This window comes from Flavobacterium ginsengisoli (genome assembly GCF_029625315.1).
In the GTDB taxonomy this organism is placed as follows: Bacteria; Bacteroidota; Bacteroidia; order Flavobacteriales; family Flavobacteriaceae; genus Flavobacterium; species Flavobacterium ginsengisoli.
Map to the genome: position 1 here is coordinate 3,917,193 of NZ_CP121110.1, position 19,699 is coordinate 3,936,891.

Sequence of the window (19,699 nt, forward strand, 5' to 3'; positions counted from 1 at the left end):
TATAACAAAAAAGGCTATAAAAAAACGGCATTAAACTTAAAAGTCAATGCCGTTTTTATTATTTATTTAGATTCTAAATTTTAGAAATCGTAACGTAATGCAAAGTTCCAAGTTCTACCGAAACCAAAGTATACTTGGTTATTTGTAGAAATTCCTTTATACGTTGGCTGAGTTGGGTAATCAGCAAGCAAAGTAGTTAGTTTTTGCTTCAGCAATGTAAGTGTAATCAAAAACGTTGTTTACGTTTAATCTGAAACCTACAGAGTTGCTTTTGGTTTTACCAACTAACCATTTGTATGATAAACCAGCATCAGCAGTACCATAAGATGGTAATTGTAATGCTCCTCTGTTATCAGCTTTAGTAAAGTTACCTGGAGAAATAGCCGCATACAATCTGTCAAAGTAGTTGTAGTTTGCATCAACAGTAAAACGAGGTAAAATTTCGTAAGTTGCTCCTAAAGCTGCAGTTGTTTGAGCAAGCATCCCCAACTCTTACACCATCAAGGTATAATGTTGAAGGAGTTCCTCCACCGATAGGGTTGTTTCCAGAGTCGTAACGGTTACTTGTACTTGTACCTTCATATTTCCAGTCTCCAATAGATAACATACCTGTAATAGTAAGTTTGTCAAGTACTTTTGCAGTACCATCAATCTCAATACCTGAGTGAATTTCAGTAATTCCAGCGAAGTCATAGTAACCTCCAGGGTTGTCTGTAGCTCCGTCATTAGATCTTTGGTATCTGTCTTTCCAAGACGTACGGTATAAGTTTACGTTTGCAGAGAACATTCTTGTACGTAAACCGTATCCAGCTTCGATACCAAAAATTTTCTCATTTGTTAAGTTACCATTTACAAGAGATGCATTGTTTGGGTAAACTGCATTAAAGAATGGCTGTTTTGAGTAATATCCTGAGTTAACAAAAACATTATGATGCTCGTTGATGTTGTAATTAACACCACCTTTTACGTTTCCACCTAAGATGTTTTCGTAATCTGTACTAGATAATGGATCTGTACTTTTGTATTTGAAATAATCAACTCTTTTGAATCCTTGTTGAGAAAGAGCACCTTGAACGAATGCAGTAAATTTATCATTAGAATATTCTAATTGAGTAAATCCACCATACCATCTAACATCACCGTCATTGTTGAAGTTGATTTTTTCTTCTTTGTCAGTATCTTTAAATACATTCCAAGGAGCATATGTAGAATATGTACTGTATAAAACTCTATTAGGGTTGTTAGTATCAAAATTGTCAATGTAAGAATCTGCACCTAATCTGTCGTTTACGTTTTGGTAGTGAAGACCTTTGTAACCTCTTACGTCAACTCCAAGATCCCAAGTTAAGTTTTCTGTGAATTTTTTGTTGAAGTTAACAATTGCTCCGTACCAGTTGTGTGAATTAACAGAAGATATTTGAGAAATACCTGATGTATTGTTGTAAACATATGGAGATTGTGGAGTTCCTGATCCAGTTCTTCCTGTGTTAGAGCTGTTTTGGAATTGTCCACTCGTACCATTTGTTGCACGAGTATTGTCTGTGTTGTTAAATCTGATAACTTCTTGTCCTGTATTCCAACGAACGATTTTATCATAATCAACTAAACCATCTGCAGTTCTAAATACATCACTAGTGTAGTTGTTGTTTCCAGCACCACCTGCTCCTCTAGATCCTCCTCCACGTCCGAAAGAAACGTAAGCTACAGTAGATAATTTAGATGTTTCATTGATTTGGAAATCATAGTTTAATGAAACAACTGGTTTGTGGTAGTAGTTTCTTACCATGTTGAAAGCTTGACCATCTTTGTAACCCCAATCAGAGTTGTATTTAATGTTTGGGTCAGATACAGAACCATATTTTTGGTACTGTGCTATAGTGATAAAAGTAGATCTTTGATCGTGCCATTGTGGAGCACCAGTAACTGTAAATTGGAAATCGTGTTTATTGTTTTTTGTAGAATAACCAAGAGCTACATAGTAGTTATCTCCGTTAAATTGAGTTCCATCTACATATCCATCACCTTGAGTGTGGCTGTATAAAACAGACGCAGAGAATCCGCTGTCTAATTTTCCTGTGTTGTAAGCAACGTTAGATTTAAAGAAATTGTCGTTACCAAAAGAAGTACCAACTGTTCCACCTTGTTTTAAATCAGAAGCTTTAGTTACGTAGTTCATTGTACCCCCAACAGAAGCGATAGCTAATTTTGAAGAACCTAAACCTCTTTGAATCTGAATTGCAGAAGTAACATCAGATAAACCAGCCCAGTTACTCCAGTAAACAGAACCATTTTCCATGTCGTTAACTGGCATACCGTTAACCATTACCGCAACGTTGTTTTGGCTAAATCCACGAACTGTAATTCTTGAATCTCCAAATCCACCACCAGATTTAGTTACGTAAACAGATGGAGTGCTTTTTAACAATTCAGGAAGTTCTTGGTTTCCTAATTTTGCTTGAATTTCAGAAGCTTTAATTGTAGAAACTGCAACAGGAGTTTTTCTGTCTTTTGCAATATCTACAGTGCTACTTTTAACTACAATCTCAGTTAATTCGTTAGAGTTAGAAACCAAAGTAATAGTTCCTAAGTTTGTAGTTGCGCCGTTTGACACATTAAATTTCACAGTTTGGTTGTCATAACCTAAGAAAGAGATAACAATCTCACCTGTGCTTGATGTTGAAGTAAGAGTAAATTTACCATCAAAATCTGTTGAAGTTGCTGTAGTAGATCCTTTGATCACCACATTTGCTCCTGGTAATCCACCTGTTCCGTCGGTAATTTTACCAGTAACTTTTCCTTGAGAAAATACGGTTGAAACTATCATAAAAAATAGTCCGGTCAGTAACCAATTTTTCATTTTCTTCATTTTGTTATTGAGTTTATTGTTTTTGGCAAAATTATAACAAATAACTCAGATAATGTTATCGAAATGTTAAGAAAAACAAGTTTTGCTTTTTATGCTTGCGCATTAAAATGAATTTTTGTCTTTTTGTTGGATAAAATATTGATTTGTTGAATTTAAGTGGTACTTTTTTGTTAAAAATATAATTATTCTGATAAGTTTGTAAGATGGGTGTTGTAGTTAAACGATTATTTGTGTTTTTAATCGATTTATAATGTAGAAAACGTCCTAATTTTACTAGAAAATAGGACGTTTTAGAAGTTAAAAAATATTTAAGTAAATGTTTCTATTTGTTTTTTAAGAAATGTTTTAACAAAAACGAAGTCGAACTGTCGTGATTTTTAACAGTCTTAGAATTGATTTCGTCTAAAATCGAGTTTGCCAATTGCTTACCTAATTCAACTCCCCATTGGTCAAAACTGAAAATATTCCAAATAACACCTTGAACAAAAATCTTGTGTTCGTATAATGCAATTAAAGAACCTAAGCTTCTTGGAGTAAGTTTTTGAATTAGAATTGTATTAGTTGGTTTGTTTCCAGTGAATACTTTAAAAGGCAATAAATAAGATGCTTTTTCAGCAGAAAGTCCTTGTTTGTCAAACTCTGCCTGAACTTGTGCTTCTGTTTTTCCATTCATTAAAGCTTCAGTCTGAGCAAAGAAGTTTGACATCAATTTATCGTGGTGATCTTCGTTACCATAAAGAGGTTTTACAAATCCCACAAAATCTGTTGGAATTCTCTTTGTTCCTTGGTGAATTAATTGGAAGAAAGCATGTTGTGAGTTTGTTCCTGGCTCTCCCCAAATGATTGTTCCAGTTTGGTAATTAACAGGTTTTCCGTCACGTCCAACACTTTTTCCGTTGCTTTCCATAAAAGCTTGCTGTAAATAAGGGGCAAGTTTGTGTAAATATTGTGTGTATGGAATCAAAGCTTCGCTTTCGGCACCATAAAAATTATTGTACCAAACACTTAACAAAGCTAAAATAACCGGAATGTTTTCATCAAATTCTGCCGATTTGAAATGTTCATCCATTTCATAGGCGCCATTTAATAAATCATTATAATTATCAAATCCAACAGCCAAAGCAATGCTTAAACCAACTGCGCTCCATAAAGAGAATCTTCCTCCAACCCAGTCCCACATTGGGAAAACGTTGTCTGGATTAATTCCGAATTCTGTTACATTTTTAATGTTTGTAGAAACCGCTACGAAGTGTTTTGCAATGTCTTCTTGAGAAGCCGATTTTAAAAACCATTCTTTTATAGTTTCTGAATTCGAAAGCGTTTCTTGAGTAGTAAAAGTTTTAGAAACAATTACGAAAAGTGTCGTTTCAGGATTTAGTTTTTTGATAACTTCATTTACGTGGTCACCGTCAACATTTGAAACGAAATGTGTGTTTAGGTGATTTTTGTAAAATTGTAAAGCTTCAACAGCCATAACAGGACCAAGGTCAGAACCTCCAATACCAATATTTACAACATCTGTAAAAGCTTTTCCAGTGTAGCCTTTTCTTTGTCCAGAAATAATTTCTTCAGTAAATTTTTTGATTTTATTTTTTACTTCGTAAACTTCCGGAATTACATTTTCTCCGTCTACTTTGATAACTGCCGATTCTGGAGCACGCAATGCTGTGTGTAAAACCGCGCGATTTTCAGTCTGATTAATTAATTCTCCTCCAAAATATTGTGCAATTGCATCTTTCAATCCGATTGAGTTTGCTAATTCTAATAAAAGAGAAACTGTTTCTTGACTGATATTATTTTTTGAATAATCTACTAAAAAGTCATTCCATTGCAAATTGAATTTTTCAACGCGCGCACTATCTTGTTGAAACAATTCTTGTATTGTGGTTTCGTGAATTGCGTTATAGTGGTTTTGTAGATTTTTCCACGCTTCAGTCCCAGTTGGGTTTGTTGTGTTTAAAGCCATTTTATCTATAATTGAGTTTGTTTTCTGAAACACAAAAATACTGAAATAACTTTTAAAAGGGGAGCGGTTTGCGATTATATAACAATTAGTTACGAAAACGTTTTATGAAGAGTGCGTCATAACTTTTTCCAGACAACTTCTGCTATCACCGATTTTCCACCTTGTGTAGTATTGGTTACAGAATATTTAAGTTCGTTATTTGTAAAAGTGTATGATCTCTTTTGAATTGTTCCTTCCCAATTTGGAAACGATGCCGTTTTTATTGTAAAAGTTATAGTCTTATTTTTTTCGTCAATTTCATATTCGCCAAAATGTGAATTACTTCCCCGTACAATTGCGGCGTTTTCTTCGGGTGTACATTTATTTTTATCTCCTGAAATAATTTTGGATCTTTTGTCTTTGTAAATCTGAACTGCATAATTTCCTATTTCATCAAAGAACAAAAAACCTTTCGGATTTACATCATAGGGAAGGTTTTTTGTTCCGTCAGAATTTGTGTTTTCTACTGAAACCAAAGTCCATGAACCTGAAAATTCAGATTTTTTTTGTGCATTAATTGAGTTTGCAATCAAAAGCAATATCATCAAAATTGTGTTTTTCATCTTTTTAAATTTAGTAGTTTACTTTAATGATTTCTCCATTTATAGATTTTTCAATGCTCTTTGCATAAGCGTTTATTAAATCTTCGCTCAGAATATCTGCAACTTTTGCTGGACTTATACCATTTAATCTAATTCCTCTTTCTAATTCTAGCGAAGCGGCGAGAACAAAACTATTGACTCCGCCATTTACAATCGCTTTGCTAATATTGTTCTTAACTGGTTTATCACCCATCTTTCCTGATGTAAGTGTAAATGACCCATTATCGTTTAGGTATTTTTGTCCAACTAAAACCAGATTAATTTGCCCAAGTAATTTGTTTTGAATGCCAATGTTTAGTTTTTTTTCGTCAAGCGAAAGTAGATCTCCTGTGTAGCAATCGCCCGCAACACAAATGCAAGCATCAATGTTTTTGACTTCTTCAAATAATTTTTCAATCGATTTTGAATCTGATAAGTCGATTCTGAAATCACCACTGTTTCTTCCAGCCGAAATTATTTCATGATTTTTTGCTAAAGCAGGATGCAGTATTTTGCCAATTTCTCCATTTGCTCCAATTAAAAGTATTCTCATTTTGTCGATTTTTAGTTTGTTATCTGAAACAAAATTAAGTGGTTAGCAATCGTGAAAAATTGTACTTATTGGTACTAAAATTGTATTTTAGCATAATGACAAACAAGAATTTATATCTTCCTTTTGAAGTTGATTTTAAAGAATTGGAGCAGTTTCCGAAAACAATTCGGAAGAATAATTTCTTTGAACTGATTTATATTGTTGATGGAACAGGAATTCAAGTTATTAATGATAATAAATTTCAATATCGAATGGGAAATCTATTTCTTGTAACACCGCAAGATGTGCATTCATTTGAAATTACAACACCAACAAAATTCTTTTTTCTCCGATTTAATGAATATTATGTAAAAGCGAGTTCTCAAAATGGGCAATCTGAAGCTGTTTTGCGAATGGAATATATTCTTCAAAATGCAAGCCATCGCCCAGGTTGTATTTTAAAAAATCAAATTGATAAACCATTGATTGCTTCATTAATAGGGAATATAATAAGTGAGCAAAACAATCAGCAGATTTACCATCAAAAAATTATTGAGCAGATTGTAAATACAATTATTACAATTGTTGCAAGAAATATTGCTTTGAAACTTCCTAAGAATATTAAAGAAACAACAGGAGAAATGGTTCTTGAAATTCTACATTATATTCAAGAGAATATTTACAATCCAAAAGAGTTAAAATCAGAAAAAATAAGCGACCATTTTAATATTACGCTTAATTATTTAGGTAAATATTTTAAAAAGCAAACAGGAGAAACACTGCAAGAATATATTGCAAACTATAAATTGAGATTAATTGAAGCTAGACTTTTGAACAGTGATATGCGAATTAACGAAATCGCAGATGAATTAAATTTTTCTGATGAAAGTCATTTAAACAAAGTTTTTAGGAAACATAAGGGAATGAATCCTTCGGAATTTAGAAAAAAATATTCCTAGTAATTAAGAGGTTTAATTACCAAAATTTCCACCAAGGTTTTTTATTAATCTGTATGATTTTCTTCGAAACATCGACATCAATTCTTTTTGGAAATTCAGTTTTAATTTTAGAATCATCAAAAAAAAGTTCGCCATTATCACTCATTCCGAGTGGAGATTTTGTTCTTTCTTTCCAATTTTCGGTCTGTAATTCCGGAATTAAATCAGTATCGTTTTTTTCGCGAAAGCGTTTTTGAGCTTTTTCTATAATTTCTTCTTCTAAGTTCGAAGATGAATTTTTGAAAAGTGAAATCGAATTGTCTGGAATATTTAAAAGGAAAACTTGAGTTTTATCACCAATTTTCTGAATGTCCAATACTTTGAAATATGCAATCGAGTCTAAAAGAAAATGACCAATTTTTGCTGAATCCGGATTAAACTTTGATAAATCTTTGGCGTGTGCACTTGCAATTAAATACCTGAAATTTCCCGAAAGTCCGCCGCCAATTGAACTCATATCAGTAAATCCTTTTTCTTGAATAATCTGTCCGACTTTGTAATTTAAAATTAAACTTTCAGAAAGATTTGTGTCTCTGTAAAATAATTTTAAACCAGAAAAAGTTTCATGATACATGGTTTTAAGGCGTTCATTTTTCATGATTTTCGATTCAAAAAATTACAAAAAAGGATTTTTTATAAATTACCAATACTGTCCAACTCTCTTTTCAAAGGCTCAATCTGAGTCATGAAACGAGTTCTGTCGTTTCCTGTTAAAGATTCTCCAGTTGGAAGATTCAATCGAAGCGCATCGACTTGAACACCGTTTTTCCAAAAACGATAACAAACATGCGGACCAGAAGCTAGACCTGTACTTCCTACCAAACCAATTGTCTGTCCTTGAGTAACGCGCTGTCCACGGCGAACTAAGATTTTAGACATGTGTAAATATTGAGTAGAGTAGGTTCCGTTATGTTTTACTTTGACAAAGTTTCCGTTTCCTGCCGTATATCCAGTTGTTTCTACAACTCCAGATGCTGTTGTAGAAATTGGTGTTCCGGTTGGGGCAGCGTAATCGGTTCCTTTGTGTGCTTTCCAAGTATGCTGAACTGGATGAAATCTGTTCATTGTAAATCTTGAAGTGATTCTGCTGAATTTGATCGGAGTTTTTAGAAAGAAGTTTTTAAGGGTTCTTCCTTGATCGTCATAATATTCAATTTTTCCAGAAGTAGTATCTCTTTCAAAAGGAAAGGCATAAACGATTTTACCTTTATATTCAAAAAATGCCGCTTCAAGATCTTCAACTCCGTCGTACGTTTTTCCGTTAATGAATCGTTCGGTAAAAATTAATCCGTATCGATCTCCTTTTTTAAGCTTAAAGAAGTCAATAGACCAAGAAAAAACTTTTGTTATTCGACTTGCCAAAGCAGTTTCGACACTTTCGTTTCCTAAAGTTTCAGACAATGAACTTTTAAGAACGCCACCGATCATTTTTCTTTTTAAAGTAACGGGTTTTATTTTTTTGTATGCTTTTGCAATGCTATCTCTTAAGTCGATAACATAATAACTTAATGCGTCTGGCTGATAAACAAAAACTTGAAGATTATTTGTTTTGTTTTTAGAGCGAAGTAAAGTAAAAGGTTTGCCGTAACGGATGCTTCTCACATTGAACGAATCTTTTACCTGTTCAACAATATCATGAACTTTTTTGTCTCCAATATTTTGGCTCTGAAGTATTGATCCAAAAGAGTCTCCTTTTGAAATAGTATCATTAACAACATTAAAATCTGCGTAATTAAAACCGAATTCTATTTTTTTGGTTGCTGGTTTAGTAATTTTGGTTTCTACTTTTTCTTCTGCTTTTTTACATGAAAAAATAGAAAACAAGACAATTAAAATTACGACTGCTTTTTTCAAACTTTATAAATTTTTTGTGGTGAAATTAGGCTTCAGTTTCATTTCCCCAATTGGACAATTCTTCTTCGGTCCACAATTTAGGAAAAAAGATGCGTCTTTGGTATTTTGGATGCATATATTTTTGCCAGTCACTTCCTCCTGTCGCTTCTCCATTGCCTTTTCCGCTTTCTAAAATATATTTTCTGGCAGTATTAAGGTGTTGCATTACCCAGGTAATATTTACCGTTTTGTCATAATGGCGCATAGCATCAATCAACGATGCATTTTGTTGATCTTCAAGAGGTAATTGGATGAATTTTTGCCAAAGGTTTTTTGTTTTAAATGAAGCCATTTGTCTTAAAAATGGTTCTTTGTACTTCTTTTCAAACTCATTAAGTAAATATGATTTTTCGCCAGTATGATAGTCTTTCCCAGCAGCTTGCCAATAAAGATGTTCAAAGCTAGTTTCTAAGTCGGTGTTTTCGTCAAAATTTGCTTTATATCTGCGATCTGTTAAATTGATAACGTCGGTCGATGCAAATTCGATCATTCTATATTGTGCGCTCTGAAAACCACTAGCTGGAGTAAGCGTATTTCTGAATTTCATGTATTGATCTACTTCCATACCATTTTCCATGATGCTGAAAGAGTTGGTAAGCATGTCAAAATATCTTGTGATTCGTGATAATCTTTCGCTGAAAAATCTACTTGAATGTTTTCTGTTTCAGCAATCTGATCAATTTCCCACAGAATCATTTTAAAGATTAATTCGTTTACCTGATGGTACATGATAAAAACCATTTCGTCAGGAAGTGTGGTGCGCTGAATTTGTAAATTTAATAGGGCATCGGTTTGAATGTAATCCCAGTAAGTAATTGGTTTGGCCCAAAGCAATCCTTCTAACTGAACATCAGTTTTTTGATTTATGGCTTGAAATTTTAGGTCAATTTCTTTTAAAATTGCTTCAGAATGATCTGTAGGGTTCATTATTTTTTTGCTTTAAGTGGACTTTTCAATCCTTTATATTCATCAAGATCAGCCTTAAGAGATCCTACAGCTAAATCTGCTTTAATTCTAATTGGAACTTTATTTACATCGTCTGTGATCCAGAGTGTTAAGCTCTCTTTTTCTTTAAATACTCTACCTGTCTGTACCAATGGCTTAAAAACCATCGTAGAAACGGTACCAAATTTAGTCGTAATATCTTGACGACCTACATATTTTAACTTAAATTTTGTGATTTCATCATCAAAAAACATATCGATTGTGATGGCTTCTCCAGATTTGAGTTTGTCGATATTTGGGTGATTCCTCAAAAAGTAAAAAGCCGATACAATATCTTGTACTTCTTCTGAAACCATTATGGTTTTTTCTGATTTTCGTTTATAGTCTTTTACTAAAACTTTGTTTTCATTTTGATTAAAAAAACCTTCTTGATTTTTGGTATAACCGCCTTCGTCAATTTTTCTAACATAACGATATGGTTTTCCTGTCTCTTTGTCAAAATAGCTTTCGTATAAATCTTCTACTTTAAAGAAAAATTTAGACATTCCAGTTGTGTAACCTTTTCCGACAGAGTGATATACCTTTTTGTTGTTAATTGTGGCATCTTTGACTTCAAGTGTTGCATAACCGGCGTTTACAATTCCGTAATGTATTCTAAATTTGAAATATTCTCCAGTATCGAAAGCATCTTCTTTTTGAGGCGCGAATGAGAGTATCGTTAGTGCTAATATAGTGAGAATGAACTTTTTCATAGTATAATCTTTACGTTTATTATAAAGGTAGACAAATGCAAAATCTATTCCAAATGTACCAAAACAAAAAAACTCAGTCAAAGATGACTGAGTTTTTATGCTATTAACTAACCAAAAAACTATAAATTATGAAATTTATATCAATTCGGAAGGAAACCACCCCTTCCTGATTTGCGGTGCAAAGATAGATAGAAAGTTCAAAAATAAAATAGCAAAAGTCAAGTTTAACATAACATTTGCAAAAAAAGCATCGTTTTTTGGAGAATTATGCGGTTTTCTATATGAAAATTAACATTTTATAGCGTTCCTCTCAATTCTTGCTCTCTTTCGATAGACTCAAAAAGGGCTTTAAAGTTACCTGCACCGAATCCTTTTGCACCCATTCTTTGAATAATTTCGAAGAAAAGCGTCGGTCTGTCTTGAACAGGCTTCGTAAAAATCTGTAATAAGTATCCGTCTTCATCGGCATCAACCATGATCGCTAATTTTTCGATTTCGTTCAAATCTTCTTTCATCATATCCATATGAACACCTAATCTTTCAGGAATTGCTTCATAATAAGCATGAGGAGGAGCAGATAAAAATTCAACGCCGCGCGCTCTTAGCTGTGAGACAGTTTTAATAATGTCATCTGTTGCAATAGCAATATGTTGAATTCCAGGTCCGCCGTAAAAATCTAAATATTCTTCAATCTGAGATTTTTTCTTTCCTTCGGCTGGTTCGTTGATTGGAAATTTAATTCTTCCGTTTCCGTTAGACATTACCTTACTCATCAAAGCAGAATATTCTGTAGTAATTTGTTTGTCGTCAAAAGATAAGAAATTCACGAATCCCATAACTTCCTCGTAGAATTTTACCCAAGTATTCATTTCATTCCATCCTACATTTCCAACCATGTGGTCGATATATTTTAAACCAGTTGATTCTGGGTTAAAATCAGATTTCCATTCTTTGTAACCTGGTAAGAAAACACCATTATAGTTTTTTCTTTCTACAAAAATGTGAACCGTTTCTCCGTAAGTGTAAATTCCAGAACGAACTACCTGACCAAATTCATCTTCTTCAACAGTTGGTTCCATAAAAGAACGAGCGCCACGTTTCATAGTTTCTTCGTAAGATTTTGTCGCATCTTCAACCCAAAGTCTTGCAACTTTTACTCCGTCACCGTGTTTTTTCAAATGTTCGTTAATTGGAGAATCAGCTGTTAAAGGCGTTGTCAAAACAATTCTGATTTTATCTTGCTTTAAAACATAAGATGCTCTGTCTTTTACTCCAGTTTCTAATCCGGCATAAGCTAATGACTGATATCCAAATGCAGATTTATAGTAATGTGCTCGCTTGTTTTGCATTTCCCACATAAAATTCTACATAATCTGTTCCTAATAATGGAAGGAAATCTTGTGCTCCTTCAAATATTTTTTCTAATCCGTATTCTACTGATTTAACTTCTTTTGACATGATGTTTATTTGTTTAATCGGTTAATCGTTTAATTGATTTTTCCGAATGTTGTGTTTAGATTTTTTTTTAACGCAAAGGGCGCAAAGATTTTTTAAGTTATATTTTGTAAAATCGCTAAGAACGCAAAGCTTTGTGAACTCGTTTGAGTAAAACGTCATTAATCTTTGTGAACTTTGCGAAAAATCCTTTGTGAACTTTGCGGTTAAACTCGATTAGTTACTCCATCCAAGATTTATAATATTTCCCGTCATCCAGACCCATAGCTTCTTCAGTAACCATTAATGGACGGAAAGTATCCACCATAACGGCTAATTCTTGAGTTTCTTTGTGACCAATGCTTGCGTTCCATTGCGCCCGGTGCTGGCCCGTGCGGAATTCCTTTTGGGTGTAAAGTGATGTGACCTTGTTCAATATTATTACGGCTCATAAAATCGCCATCAACATAATATAGTACTTCGTCAGAATCTATATTACTATGATTGTATGGTGCCGGAATAGCTTTTGGGTGATAATCGTAAAGTCTAGGGCAGAATGAACAAACTACAAAAGCAGCTGTTTCAAAAGTTTGATGCACTGGTGGCGGTTGGTGAACACGCCCAGTTATAGGTTCGAAATTATGAATTGAAAATCCGTAAGGGAAATTGTATCCGTCCCAACCAACAACGTCAAACGGATGTGTGGCATAAACCACTTCATGAATCATTCCTTCTTTTTTGATTTTGATTAGAAAATCGCCTTTTTCGTCATGCGTTTCCAATTCATTTGGCAGAATAAAATCACGCTCGCAAAATGGAGAATGTTCTAAATGCTGACCTGACTGATTTTTATAACGTTTTGGAGTATAAAAAGGAGAATAAGATTCTACGTAAAATAGTCGGTTATCTTCCGTTTCGAAATCGATCTGATAAATAATACCACGTGGAATAATTAAGTAATCGCCATATTCAAACGGAATATTTCCTAACATGGTTCTTAATTTTCCTTTTCCTCTGTGAATGAAAAGCATTTCATCGGCATCGGCATTTTTGTAGAAATAATTTCGAAGCGATTCTTTCGGCGCTGCCAAACCAATAATGCAGTCTTTATTGACTAACATTGCTTTTCGGCTGTCTAGAAAATCATTTTCAGGTTTTAATTCAAAACCTTTAAAAAGAAGTGATTTTATATTTTTTCCGATTGCAATTTTAGGTTCAACCGAATAAGAGTTTAAAATTTCTTTAACCTGTGTTGGTCTGTGTACATGATATGATAGCGACGAATGTCCGTGGAAACCTTCGGTTCCAAACAATTGTTCGTAGTAAAAACCGCCATTTGGTTTTTCAAATTGGGTGTGTCGCTTTTGAGGAAAATCCCCAAGTTTATGATATAGTGGCATGGCTTTTTCAATTAGATAATTAGTAAATTAGATAATTCGAAAATTTGAATTGCAGAGATAATAACCAGTTCAATTTTTGCAATTGACTGATTATTTCAATTCGATAGAGCCATTACTCAGGATTTCTCTTGATGAGGAATTGAAGATACTCTAATAAACCTGTCCAATTTGTTTTCATTATAACAAATGTCGTAATTTTTTTCGAAGTAAAAATAAAAATTATATTATTTATAACTATAAAATAACTTAGTTTTTTTGATATAATTTTTATGATGTAAAAAAAAAGGCAGAATTTATTGAAGTATTCTCGGTTATCGTACTAAAATTGAAACCCGATACTAAACCATGTATAACTTTTTGACATTTCTGGAGACCAAGATTGTTTTACTTCTATAGGACCAATAATGGTTTCTAGACCGTAACCAACTGCGTATCCTGTGTATTTTGGCATAGAAACCCAATCTACAGAAGAAAAAATATCATCTCCTAAGTTGGCAAAATTAGCAGATAAATTGATGTGATTTTTTTTGAAGATTTCATAATCAATATTAATATCCGTTTTAATATAGCTGTTGCCGGCAATACTTAGAAAATCGTATCCGTAGAAATAATTGAAATTGTTTATTTTGTTGTAGCCATAACCTCCAAATATAAAGTCAAAAAACGGAACGCTATCGCTACCAATATTAAATCCAGCATCGAATCCAAATTTTATGGTTGCTTTTCTAAATAGTGGTCTAGCAATTGCTACTTCGGCTTTTGCAATCGAAAAAGGTTTAAATTGCTTCGTATAATCTGATGATGCCATATAAGTTTGCAAATCTGTAGAAAAATATAATCCAGAACTTGGGTAATATTTTTCGTCTAGCGAATCGTATTTTAGATAAGCAAAGGCGCTAACATAATTGCTTTTTTCAATTGTGTTATCTTCATTTGTAAGTGTTGGTGAGTTAATTTTTAGATACTTATATTCTAAACCACCACCCATTAAAAACTTCTGTACAAAAATAGTCTGGAAATAAGCCTGATTGGTAATATCCATGAAGTCAACATTAATAAGGTTGACATTTGGAGTCTCTTTAAGAACGCTACTCAAACTCGTAGTCACATTTCGATTAAATTGATTTAATCTAGAACGGAAACCAAAACTGATATTAAAACCATTTTCGACATAATAATTAAAATCGTATCTGAAATTATCGCCTAAAATGATATCAAGAGAAGTAACATCATTTTTTAAAAAAGTCTTTTTATGGGTTAGATTTAATAAAACGGCACTTTTGTATAGACCATCATAATGAAGCCCAAGTTTTAGATAAGTTTGAGTTGGGTTTTCCTTTAAAACCAAATCAAGATCGTCTTTATCTCCATTTGGCTGAAGACAATAGGAGATTGTGCTAAAGTTTTGTGTCGCATTCAAGTTGTTTATTCCTGTTTTAAGACCATCGTAAGTTATGGTGCTTTCAGGTTTGAAACGAAGTTTACCGCGAATATATTCTTTAGTATAATTTTCTAATTTATCTGTATTTATTTTTTGAATATGAAGTGTATCAGTTGCAACTTTCAGTTTTGGTTTTTTATAAAAGTTATTTTCATCGCTTAATGCCTTGATTTTTTCGTAAACGGCAAAAGCCGCTTCTTCTCCTTTTCTGATGATTTCTTCTCCTCGGTCAAACGAAATAACACCAAAATCACGAATATCGGGTCTGATATAAATATCGGTGTCTTTTATTTTGCTTTTCATTTTGTCAATAGACTGTAGATTGGTAATCTGAACTAAGATTCTGGTCGCATTTTTCAGATTTTTTCTTTTCAGCAAATCATCCTGAACATCAACGCCAATAATAATATCGGCGCCAAGTTTTCGAACTTCTTGAATAGGATAATTATTTACAACTCCTCCATCAACCAACAAATTTCCGTCAATTTCAACTGGCGTAAATAAGGAAGGAAAAGCCGAACTAGCCATCATGGCCTGAACGAGATTTCCTTTATTTAATAAAACTTCTTCACCTGTTTCGATATTCGTTCCAATACATAAAAAAGGAGTCGGCAGTTGATTAAAATCGCGAACATGACGCACGTTTCTAGTTAAACTGCTCAATAAATTGTAATTGTACATTCCTTTTGAAAGTGCTTCTGGAATGCCGACTCTAAAATTACTGAATGGCAAAACAACAGCATACAATTCGTCATTCTTCTTACCGTAAAAATTCTTAGAAGAACGCGGAATATAGTCGTTTATTAATTCGTCAAAATTGGTTTGTTTGAAAATAGAGTCGATTTGAGAAGCGTTGTAACCAGAAGCATAAAGCCCGCCAATTACAGATCCCATACTGGTTCCGCCAATATAATCAATTTTGATTCCAGCTTCTTCCAAAACTTTCAAAACTCCAATATGCGCAAAACCTTTGGCGCCACCACCACTTAAAACCAATCCTATTTTGGGTCTTTTGACACTGTCTTTTTTTATTTCTTGAGAAAATGATTTTGACGAAAAGAAAAATGCCGTTAAAAAAACGAATATAAATACGCGCCAAGAAACTCTTTTTTCGAATTTAGTTAAAATTCCTTTTGACCAAATATTTGAAATGTATAATTGGGATGGACGCATATAATGTTTAGTTGGTTTTGTAAAAGTCGACAATTTTTTTTGCTTTGGAAGCACCTATAACTTCTGAAATTTCTTTTTCTGTAGCTAATTTTAATCTTTTAACACTTTTGAAATGTTGTATTAATGCAAGCATGGTTTTTTCTCCAATTCCGGAATGCTTTCTACAGAAGAATTAAGTGCAGATTTGCTTCGTTTGTCTCTATGGAAAGTGATTCCAAATCGATGCGCCTCGTTTCTTAAATGCTGAATCACTTTTAAAGTTTCTGATTTTTTATCTAAATATAACGGAATCGAATCTCCAGGATAGAAAAGCTCTTCCAGACGTTTTGCAATTCCGATAATAGCAACTTTTCCTCTTAATCCTAAATCATCAATACTTTTTAATGCTTGCCGAAAGTTGCCCTTTTCCACCATCGATAATAATCAATTGCGGTAGAGGTTCGTTTTCATCCAACAATCTTTTGTAACGGCGGTACACGATTTCGGTCATAGAAGCAAAATCGTTCGGTCCTTCAACCGTTTTGACATTAAAATGGCGATAATCTTTTTTACTTGGTTTTCCGTCTTTAAAAACTACACAAGCCGCAACAGGATTTGTTCCTTGAATGTTTGAGTTATCAAAACATTCGATATGTCGAGGTTCAGAAGGAAGACGTAAATCTTTCTGCATCTGAGCCATAATTCTATTCACATGTCGATCGGGATCTACAATTTGCAACTGTTTCAATTGTTCGATTCGGTAGAATTTCGCATTTCGAATAGATAAATCTAGAATTTGCTTTTTGTCTCCAAGTTGCGGAACAGTTACTTTAATGTTTTCGCCCAAATCCATTTCAAAAGGAACAATAATTTCTTTAGATAATAATTGAAAACGCTCACGAAGTTCTACAATGGCCAATTCTAATAATTCTTCATCACTTTCGTCTAGCTTTTTCTTCATTTCTAGAGTATGCGAACGAATAATTGAACCATGTGAAATCTGTAGAAAGTTGACATAAGTCGCACTTTCGTCAGAAATAATGGAGAAAACATCAATGTTGGTAATCTTCGGATTGATAATGGTAGATCTAGATTGATAGTTTTCTAGTACTTCAATCTTTTCTTTTATTTTCTGCGCTTCTTCAAATTGTAAATTTTGCGCATAATTATTCATCAATTTCTTGAAATCCTTTAAACTTTCTTTGAAATTTCCTTTCAGGATTTCGCGAATAGCATTGACTTGCCTTTGGTATTCTTCCAAAGGTTCCAAACCTTCGCAAGGGCCTTTACAATTGCCAATGTGATATTCCAAACAAACTTTAAATTTTCCTGAATTAATGTTTGATTGGCTCAAGTCATAATTGCAGGTTCTAAGCGGATACAATTCTTTAATAAGATCCAAAATAGTATGTACTGTTTTGAAACTGGTATATGGGCCAAAATATTCAGAGCCATCTTTGACCATGTTTCGAGTTGAAAATATTCTCGAAAAAGGTTCTTTTTTAATACAGATCCAAGGATATGTTTTGTCGTCACGAAGCAAAACATTGTATCTCGGTTGAAGTGTTTTAATTAAATTGTTTTCTAATAAAAGCGCATCGGTTTCGGTTGGAACTACAATGTGTTTTATGGTCACGATTTTTTTTACCAAAACATTCGTTTTGGCAGTATCGTGAATTTTATTGAAATAGGATGAAACCCTTTTTTTAAATTTTTGGCTTTTCCGACATACAAGATTTTCCCGTCTTTATCATAATATTGATACACGCCTGGGTTATCAGGCAAGGTTAAAATTTGAAGATCTAAGGTCGATTTTTGCATTCTATTGTATTTCTGAAGATGTTCGAGAAGCTTTTCAAAAACCATTCCGATTTCTAAAAGAAGCTTAACATTGAATTAGTTTCAAATTTACGAAATCAAAAGAATAATTTCTATATTTAGATTTTATAATTCTACATGAAAAATAGTACTCCATTGGTTATTTTTGGCGAATCGATTTTGCCGGAGAACACAGAACCATAAACGTCGAAATTGCCCGACTGCATACTACAACCAAGTTGAATATTCCTGTTATTGTGCGCCGTTCTAAGCATGAAGGACCAACTGTTTTATTTTCGGCAGGAATTCATGGTGACGAAATTAACGGTGTCGAAATTGTTCGTCAGATCATTAGTAAAAAAATAAACAGACCAGCTCGAGGCACAATAATTTGCATTCCAGTTATCAATATGTATGGTTTTGTGAACAAATCTCGAGAATTTCCAGATGGTCGCGATTTGAATCGTGTTTTTCCAGGAAGTAAAAAAGGTTCTCTGGCAAGTAGATTTGCTTATCATATTGTCGAAGAAATTTTGCCAATTTTAGATTATGCTGTCGATTTTCATGCAGGTGGCGCGAGCCGATTCAATGCTCCACAAATTAGAATTACCGAAAACAATCCTGAATTGAAAGTTCTGGCAGATGTTTTTAATGCTCCTTTTACACTTTATTCTAAAAATATAAATGGTTCTTTTAGAAAAACTTCTGAAAGTGCCAATGTAAAAATGCTTCTTTTTGAGGGAGGAAAATCTTTAGATATCAATAACGAAATCGCAAATCAAGGTGTTTTAGGAACAAAGCGTTTGCTTGATTATTTAGGAATGCTAGATTCTAAACAAATTGTTGAGCGAGCATTAACACCATCAATTTATATTAAACAATCGGTTTGGCTTCGTGCAAAATGTTCGGGTTTGTTGCACGATTTTAATTTGGTCGGTAAATTTGTAACCAAAGGCACTATCTTAGCCATTATTACAGATCCGTTTGGGAAATTTGAACAAAAAGTCAAAGCTCCTCATGATGGTTATGTAATTAATGCCAATCATTCGCCAATTGCTTACGAAGGCGATGCTATTTATCATTTATCTAAAATTCCAGACAATGCCGACGAGTAAAAAAGAACTTCGAATAGAATATAAAAATTTCAGAAAAAAACTTTCTTTTGATGAAGTAGAAGAGAAGAGTTTGGCGATTGCAAACCAATTGATTCAAATGCCAATTTGGGATAAAATTTATTATCATGTTTTTCTCCCAATTGAAGAACAAAAAGAAGTCAATACTGAATACGTTTTACATTTGCTTTCTGGCAAAGACAAAGAAATTTTAGTTTCTAAAAGTGATTTCGAAACCAGAAAAATGATGCATTTTCTATTGACTGATAATACCAAAATCAAAAAGAACGAATACAATATTCCAGAGCCTGTTGACGGAATTGAAGTGCCTTCTTCTAAAGTTGAAGTAGTTTTTGTACCGCTTTTGGCTTTTGATGTTTTTGGAAATCGAATTGGTTACGGAAAAGGTTTCTACGATAAATTCCTTGCCGAATGTAAACCAGAGACCTTAAAAATCGGACTTTCTTTCTTTGAAGCCGTAAATCAGATTGATGATGTTTTTGAATCTGATATCAAATTGGATTATTGCGTTACGCCAGAGAAAATTTATACATTTTAATTTTACATCGCATATTCTGTAAAGAAGCACAGCAGTGCGTCTAACACATTGAATATAAATTTTTGCCACAGATTAAATGATTTCAAAAGATTAATCTATTTTAATCCTTTAATCTGTGGCAAAAAAAATTTCGCATCCACAAAAAATATTTCACATTAAATCCCTTTAAAAATCAGGGTTTCTGATTTTATTTTCAAGTAAGAAAAATAAT

Annotated in this window: 9 protein-coding genes and 6 pseudogenes; 3 read left to right on the plus strand and 12 right to left on the minus strand. The window is 33.2% G+C overall.

Translation table 11 applies throughout. The annotated features are described in order from the left end of the window. Positions 1 to 80: 80 nt before the first annotated feature. The 4 genes and pseudogenes from P5P87_RS18295 to P5P87_RS18310 all read right to left on the minus strand — a co-directional run bounded on the left by P5P87_RS18295 (position 81) and on the right by P5P87_RS18310 (position 6,005). Positions 81 to 2,866, minus strand: a pseudogene (locus P5P87_RS18295) (TonB-dependent receptor). A gap of 322 nt (positions 2,867 to 3,188) precedes the next feature. Continuing rightward, on the minus strand, positions 3,189 to 4,832 hold the full coding sequence (gene pgi, locus P5P87_RS18300; RefSeq protein WP_278020189.1) for a glucose-6-phosphate isomerase: 1,644 nt from the start codon (positions 4,830 to 4,832) through the stop codon (positions 3,189 to 3,191). A gap of 116 nt (positions 4,833 to 4,948) precedes the next feature. Beyond that, positions 4,949 to 5,434: a lipocalin-like domain-containing protein gene (locus P5P87_RS18305; RefSeq protein ID WP_278020190.1), complete on the minus strand. Its 486-nt coding sequence runs from the start codon at positions 5,432 to 5,434 to the stop codon at positions 4,949 to 4,951. A gap of 10 nt (positions 5,435 to 5,444) precedes the next feature. After that, a complete protein-coding gene (locus tag P5P87_RS18310; RefSeq protein ID WP_278020191.1) occupies positions 5,445 to 6,005 on the minus strand; it encodes a short chain dehydrogenase in 561 nt (186 codons plus the stop codon). Positions 6,006 to 6,100: 95 nt separating this feature from the next. Between P5P87_RS18310 and P5P87_RS18315 the strand changes: the two genes are divergently transcribed. Next, a complete protein-coding gene (locus P5P87_RS18315; RefSeq protein WP_278020192.1) occupies positions 6,101 to 6,943 on the plus strand; it encodes an AraC family transcriptional regulator in 843 nt (280 codons plus the stop codon). A 16-nt stretch (positions 6,944 to 6,959) separates the two neighbouring features. On the opposite strand, the gene P5P87_RS18320 is transcribed toward P5P87_RS18315, so the two are convergent. The 8 genes and pseudogenes from P5P87_RS18320 to uvrC all read right to left on the minus strand — a co-directional run bounded on the left by P5P87_RS18320 (position 6,960) and on the right by uvrC (position 17,820). Beyond that, positions 6,960 to 7,580, minus strand: coding sequence for a hypothetical protein (locus P5P87_RS18320; RefSeq protein ID WP_278020193.1), 621 nt, complete (start codon positions 7,578 to 7,580; stop codon positions 6,960 to 6,962). Positions 7,581 to 7,615: 35 nt separating this feature from the next. Further along, a complete protein-coding gene (locus tag P5P87_RS18325; RefSeq protein WP_278020194.1) occupies positions 7,616 to 8,836 on the minus strand; it encodes a peptidoglycan DD-metalloendopeptidase family protein in 1,221 nt (406 codons plus the stop codon). Between the two features lie 25 nt (positions 8,837 to 8,861). Then, positions 8,862 to 9,802 (minus strand): annotated as a pseudogene (locus P5P87_RS18330) (tryptophan 2,3-dioxygenase family protein). Further along, a complete protein-coding gene (locus tag P5P87_RS18335) occupies positions 9,802 to 10,572 on the minus strand; it encodes a DUF3108 domain-containing protein (protein WP_198855312.1) in 771 nt (256 codons plus the stop codon). The pseudogene P5P87_RS18330 and the gene P5P87_RS18335 overlap by 1 nt, the downstream one beginning before the upstream one ends. Positions 10,573 to 10,868: 296 nt before the next feature. After that, positions 10,869 to 12,030 (minus strand): annotated as a pseudogene (gene hppD / locus P5P87_RS18340) (4-hydroxyphenylpyruvate dioxygenase). A 217-nt stretch (positions 12,031 to 12,247) separates the two neighbouring features. Continuing rightward, a pseudogene (locus P5P87_RS18345) lies at positions 12,248 to 13,406 on the minus strand (homogentisate 1,2-dioxygenase). 319 nt (positions 13,407 to 13,725) lie between these two features. After that, on the minus strand, positions 13,726 to 16,020 hold the full coding sequence (locus tag P5P87_RS18350; RefSeq protein ID WP_198855315.1) for a patatin-like phospholipase family protein: 2,295 nt from the start codon (positions 16,018 to 16,020) through the stop codon (positions 13,726 to 13,728). A gap of 7 nt (positions 16,021 to 16,027) precedes the next feature. Further along, a pseudogene (gene uvrC / locus P5P87_RS18355) lies at positions 16,028 to 17,820 on the minus strand (excinuclease ABC subunit UvrC). A 135-nt stretch (positions 17,821 to 17,955) separates the two neighbouring features. Here uvrC and P5P87_RS18360 point away from each other — a divergent pair. Continuing rightward, positions 17,956 to 18,932: pseudogene (locus tag P5P87_RS18360) on the plus strand (succinylglutamate desuccinylase/aspartoacylase family protein). Beyond that, positions 18,919 to 19,488 carry a 5-formyltetrahydrofolate cyclo-ligase gene (locus tag P5P87_RS18365; RefSeq protein WP_278020196.1) on the plus strand — a complete coding sequence of 190 codons (570 nt, stop codon included), beginning with the start codon at positions 18,919 to 18,921 and terminating at the stop codon, positions 19,486 to 19,488. The pseudogene P5P87_RS18360 and the gene P5P87_RS18365 overlap by 14 nt, the downstream one beginning before the upstream one ends. Positions 19,489 to 19,699 lie beyond the last annotated feature (211 nt).

Coding starts and splice junctions, on each gene's coding strand:
- pgi (WP_278020189.1), bottom strand. CDS start 4,832: ATGGCTTTAAACACAACAAACCCAACTGGGACTGAAGCGTGGAAAAAT.
- P5P87_RS18305 (WP_278020190.1), bottom strand. CDS start 5,434: ATGAAAAACACAATTTTGATGATATTGCTTTTGATTGCAAACTCAATT.
- P5P87_RS18310 (WP_278020191.1), bottom strand. CDS start 6,005: ATGAGAATACTTTTAATTGGAGCAAATGGAGAAATTGGCAAAATACTG.
- P5P87_RS18315 (WP_278020192.1), top strand. CDS start 6,101: ATGACAAACAAGAATTTATATCTTCCTTTTGAAGTTGATTTTAAAGAA.
- P5P87_RS18320 (WP_278020193.1), bottom strand. CDS start 7,580: ATGAAAAATGAACGCCTTAAAACCATGTATCATGAAACTTTTTCTGGT.
- P5P87_RS18335 (WP_198855312.1), bottom strand. CDS start 10,572: ATGAAAAAGTTCATTCTCACTATATTAGCACTAACGATACTCTCATTC.
- P5P87_RS18350 (WP_198855315.1), bottom strand. CDS start 16,020: ATGCGTCCATCCCAATTATACATTTCAAATATTTGGTCAAAAGGAATT.
- P5P87_RS18365 (WP_278020196.1), top strand. CDS start 18,919: ATGCCGACGAGTAAAAAAGAACTTCGAATAGAATATAAAAATTTCAGA.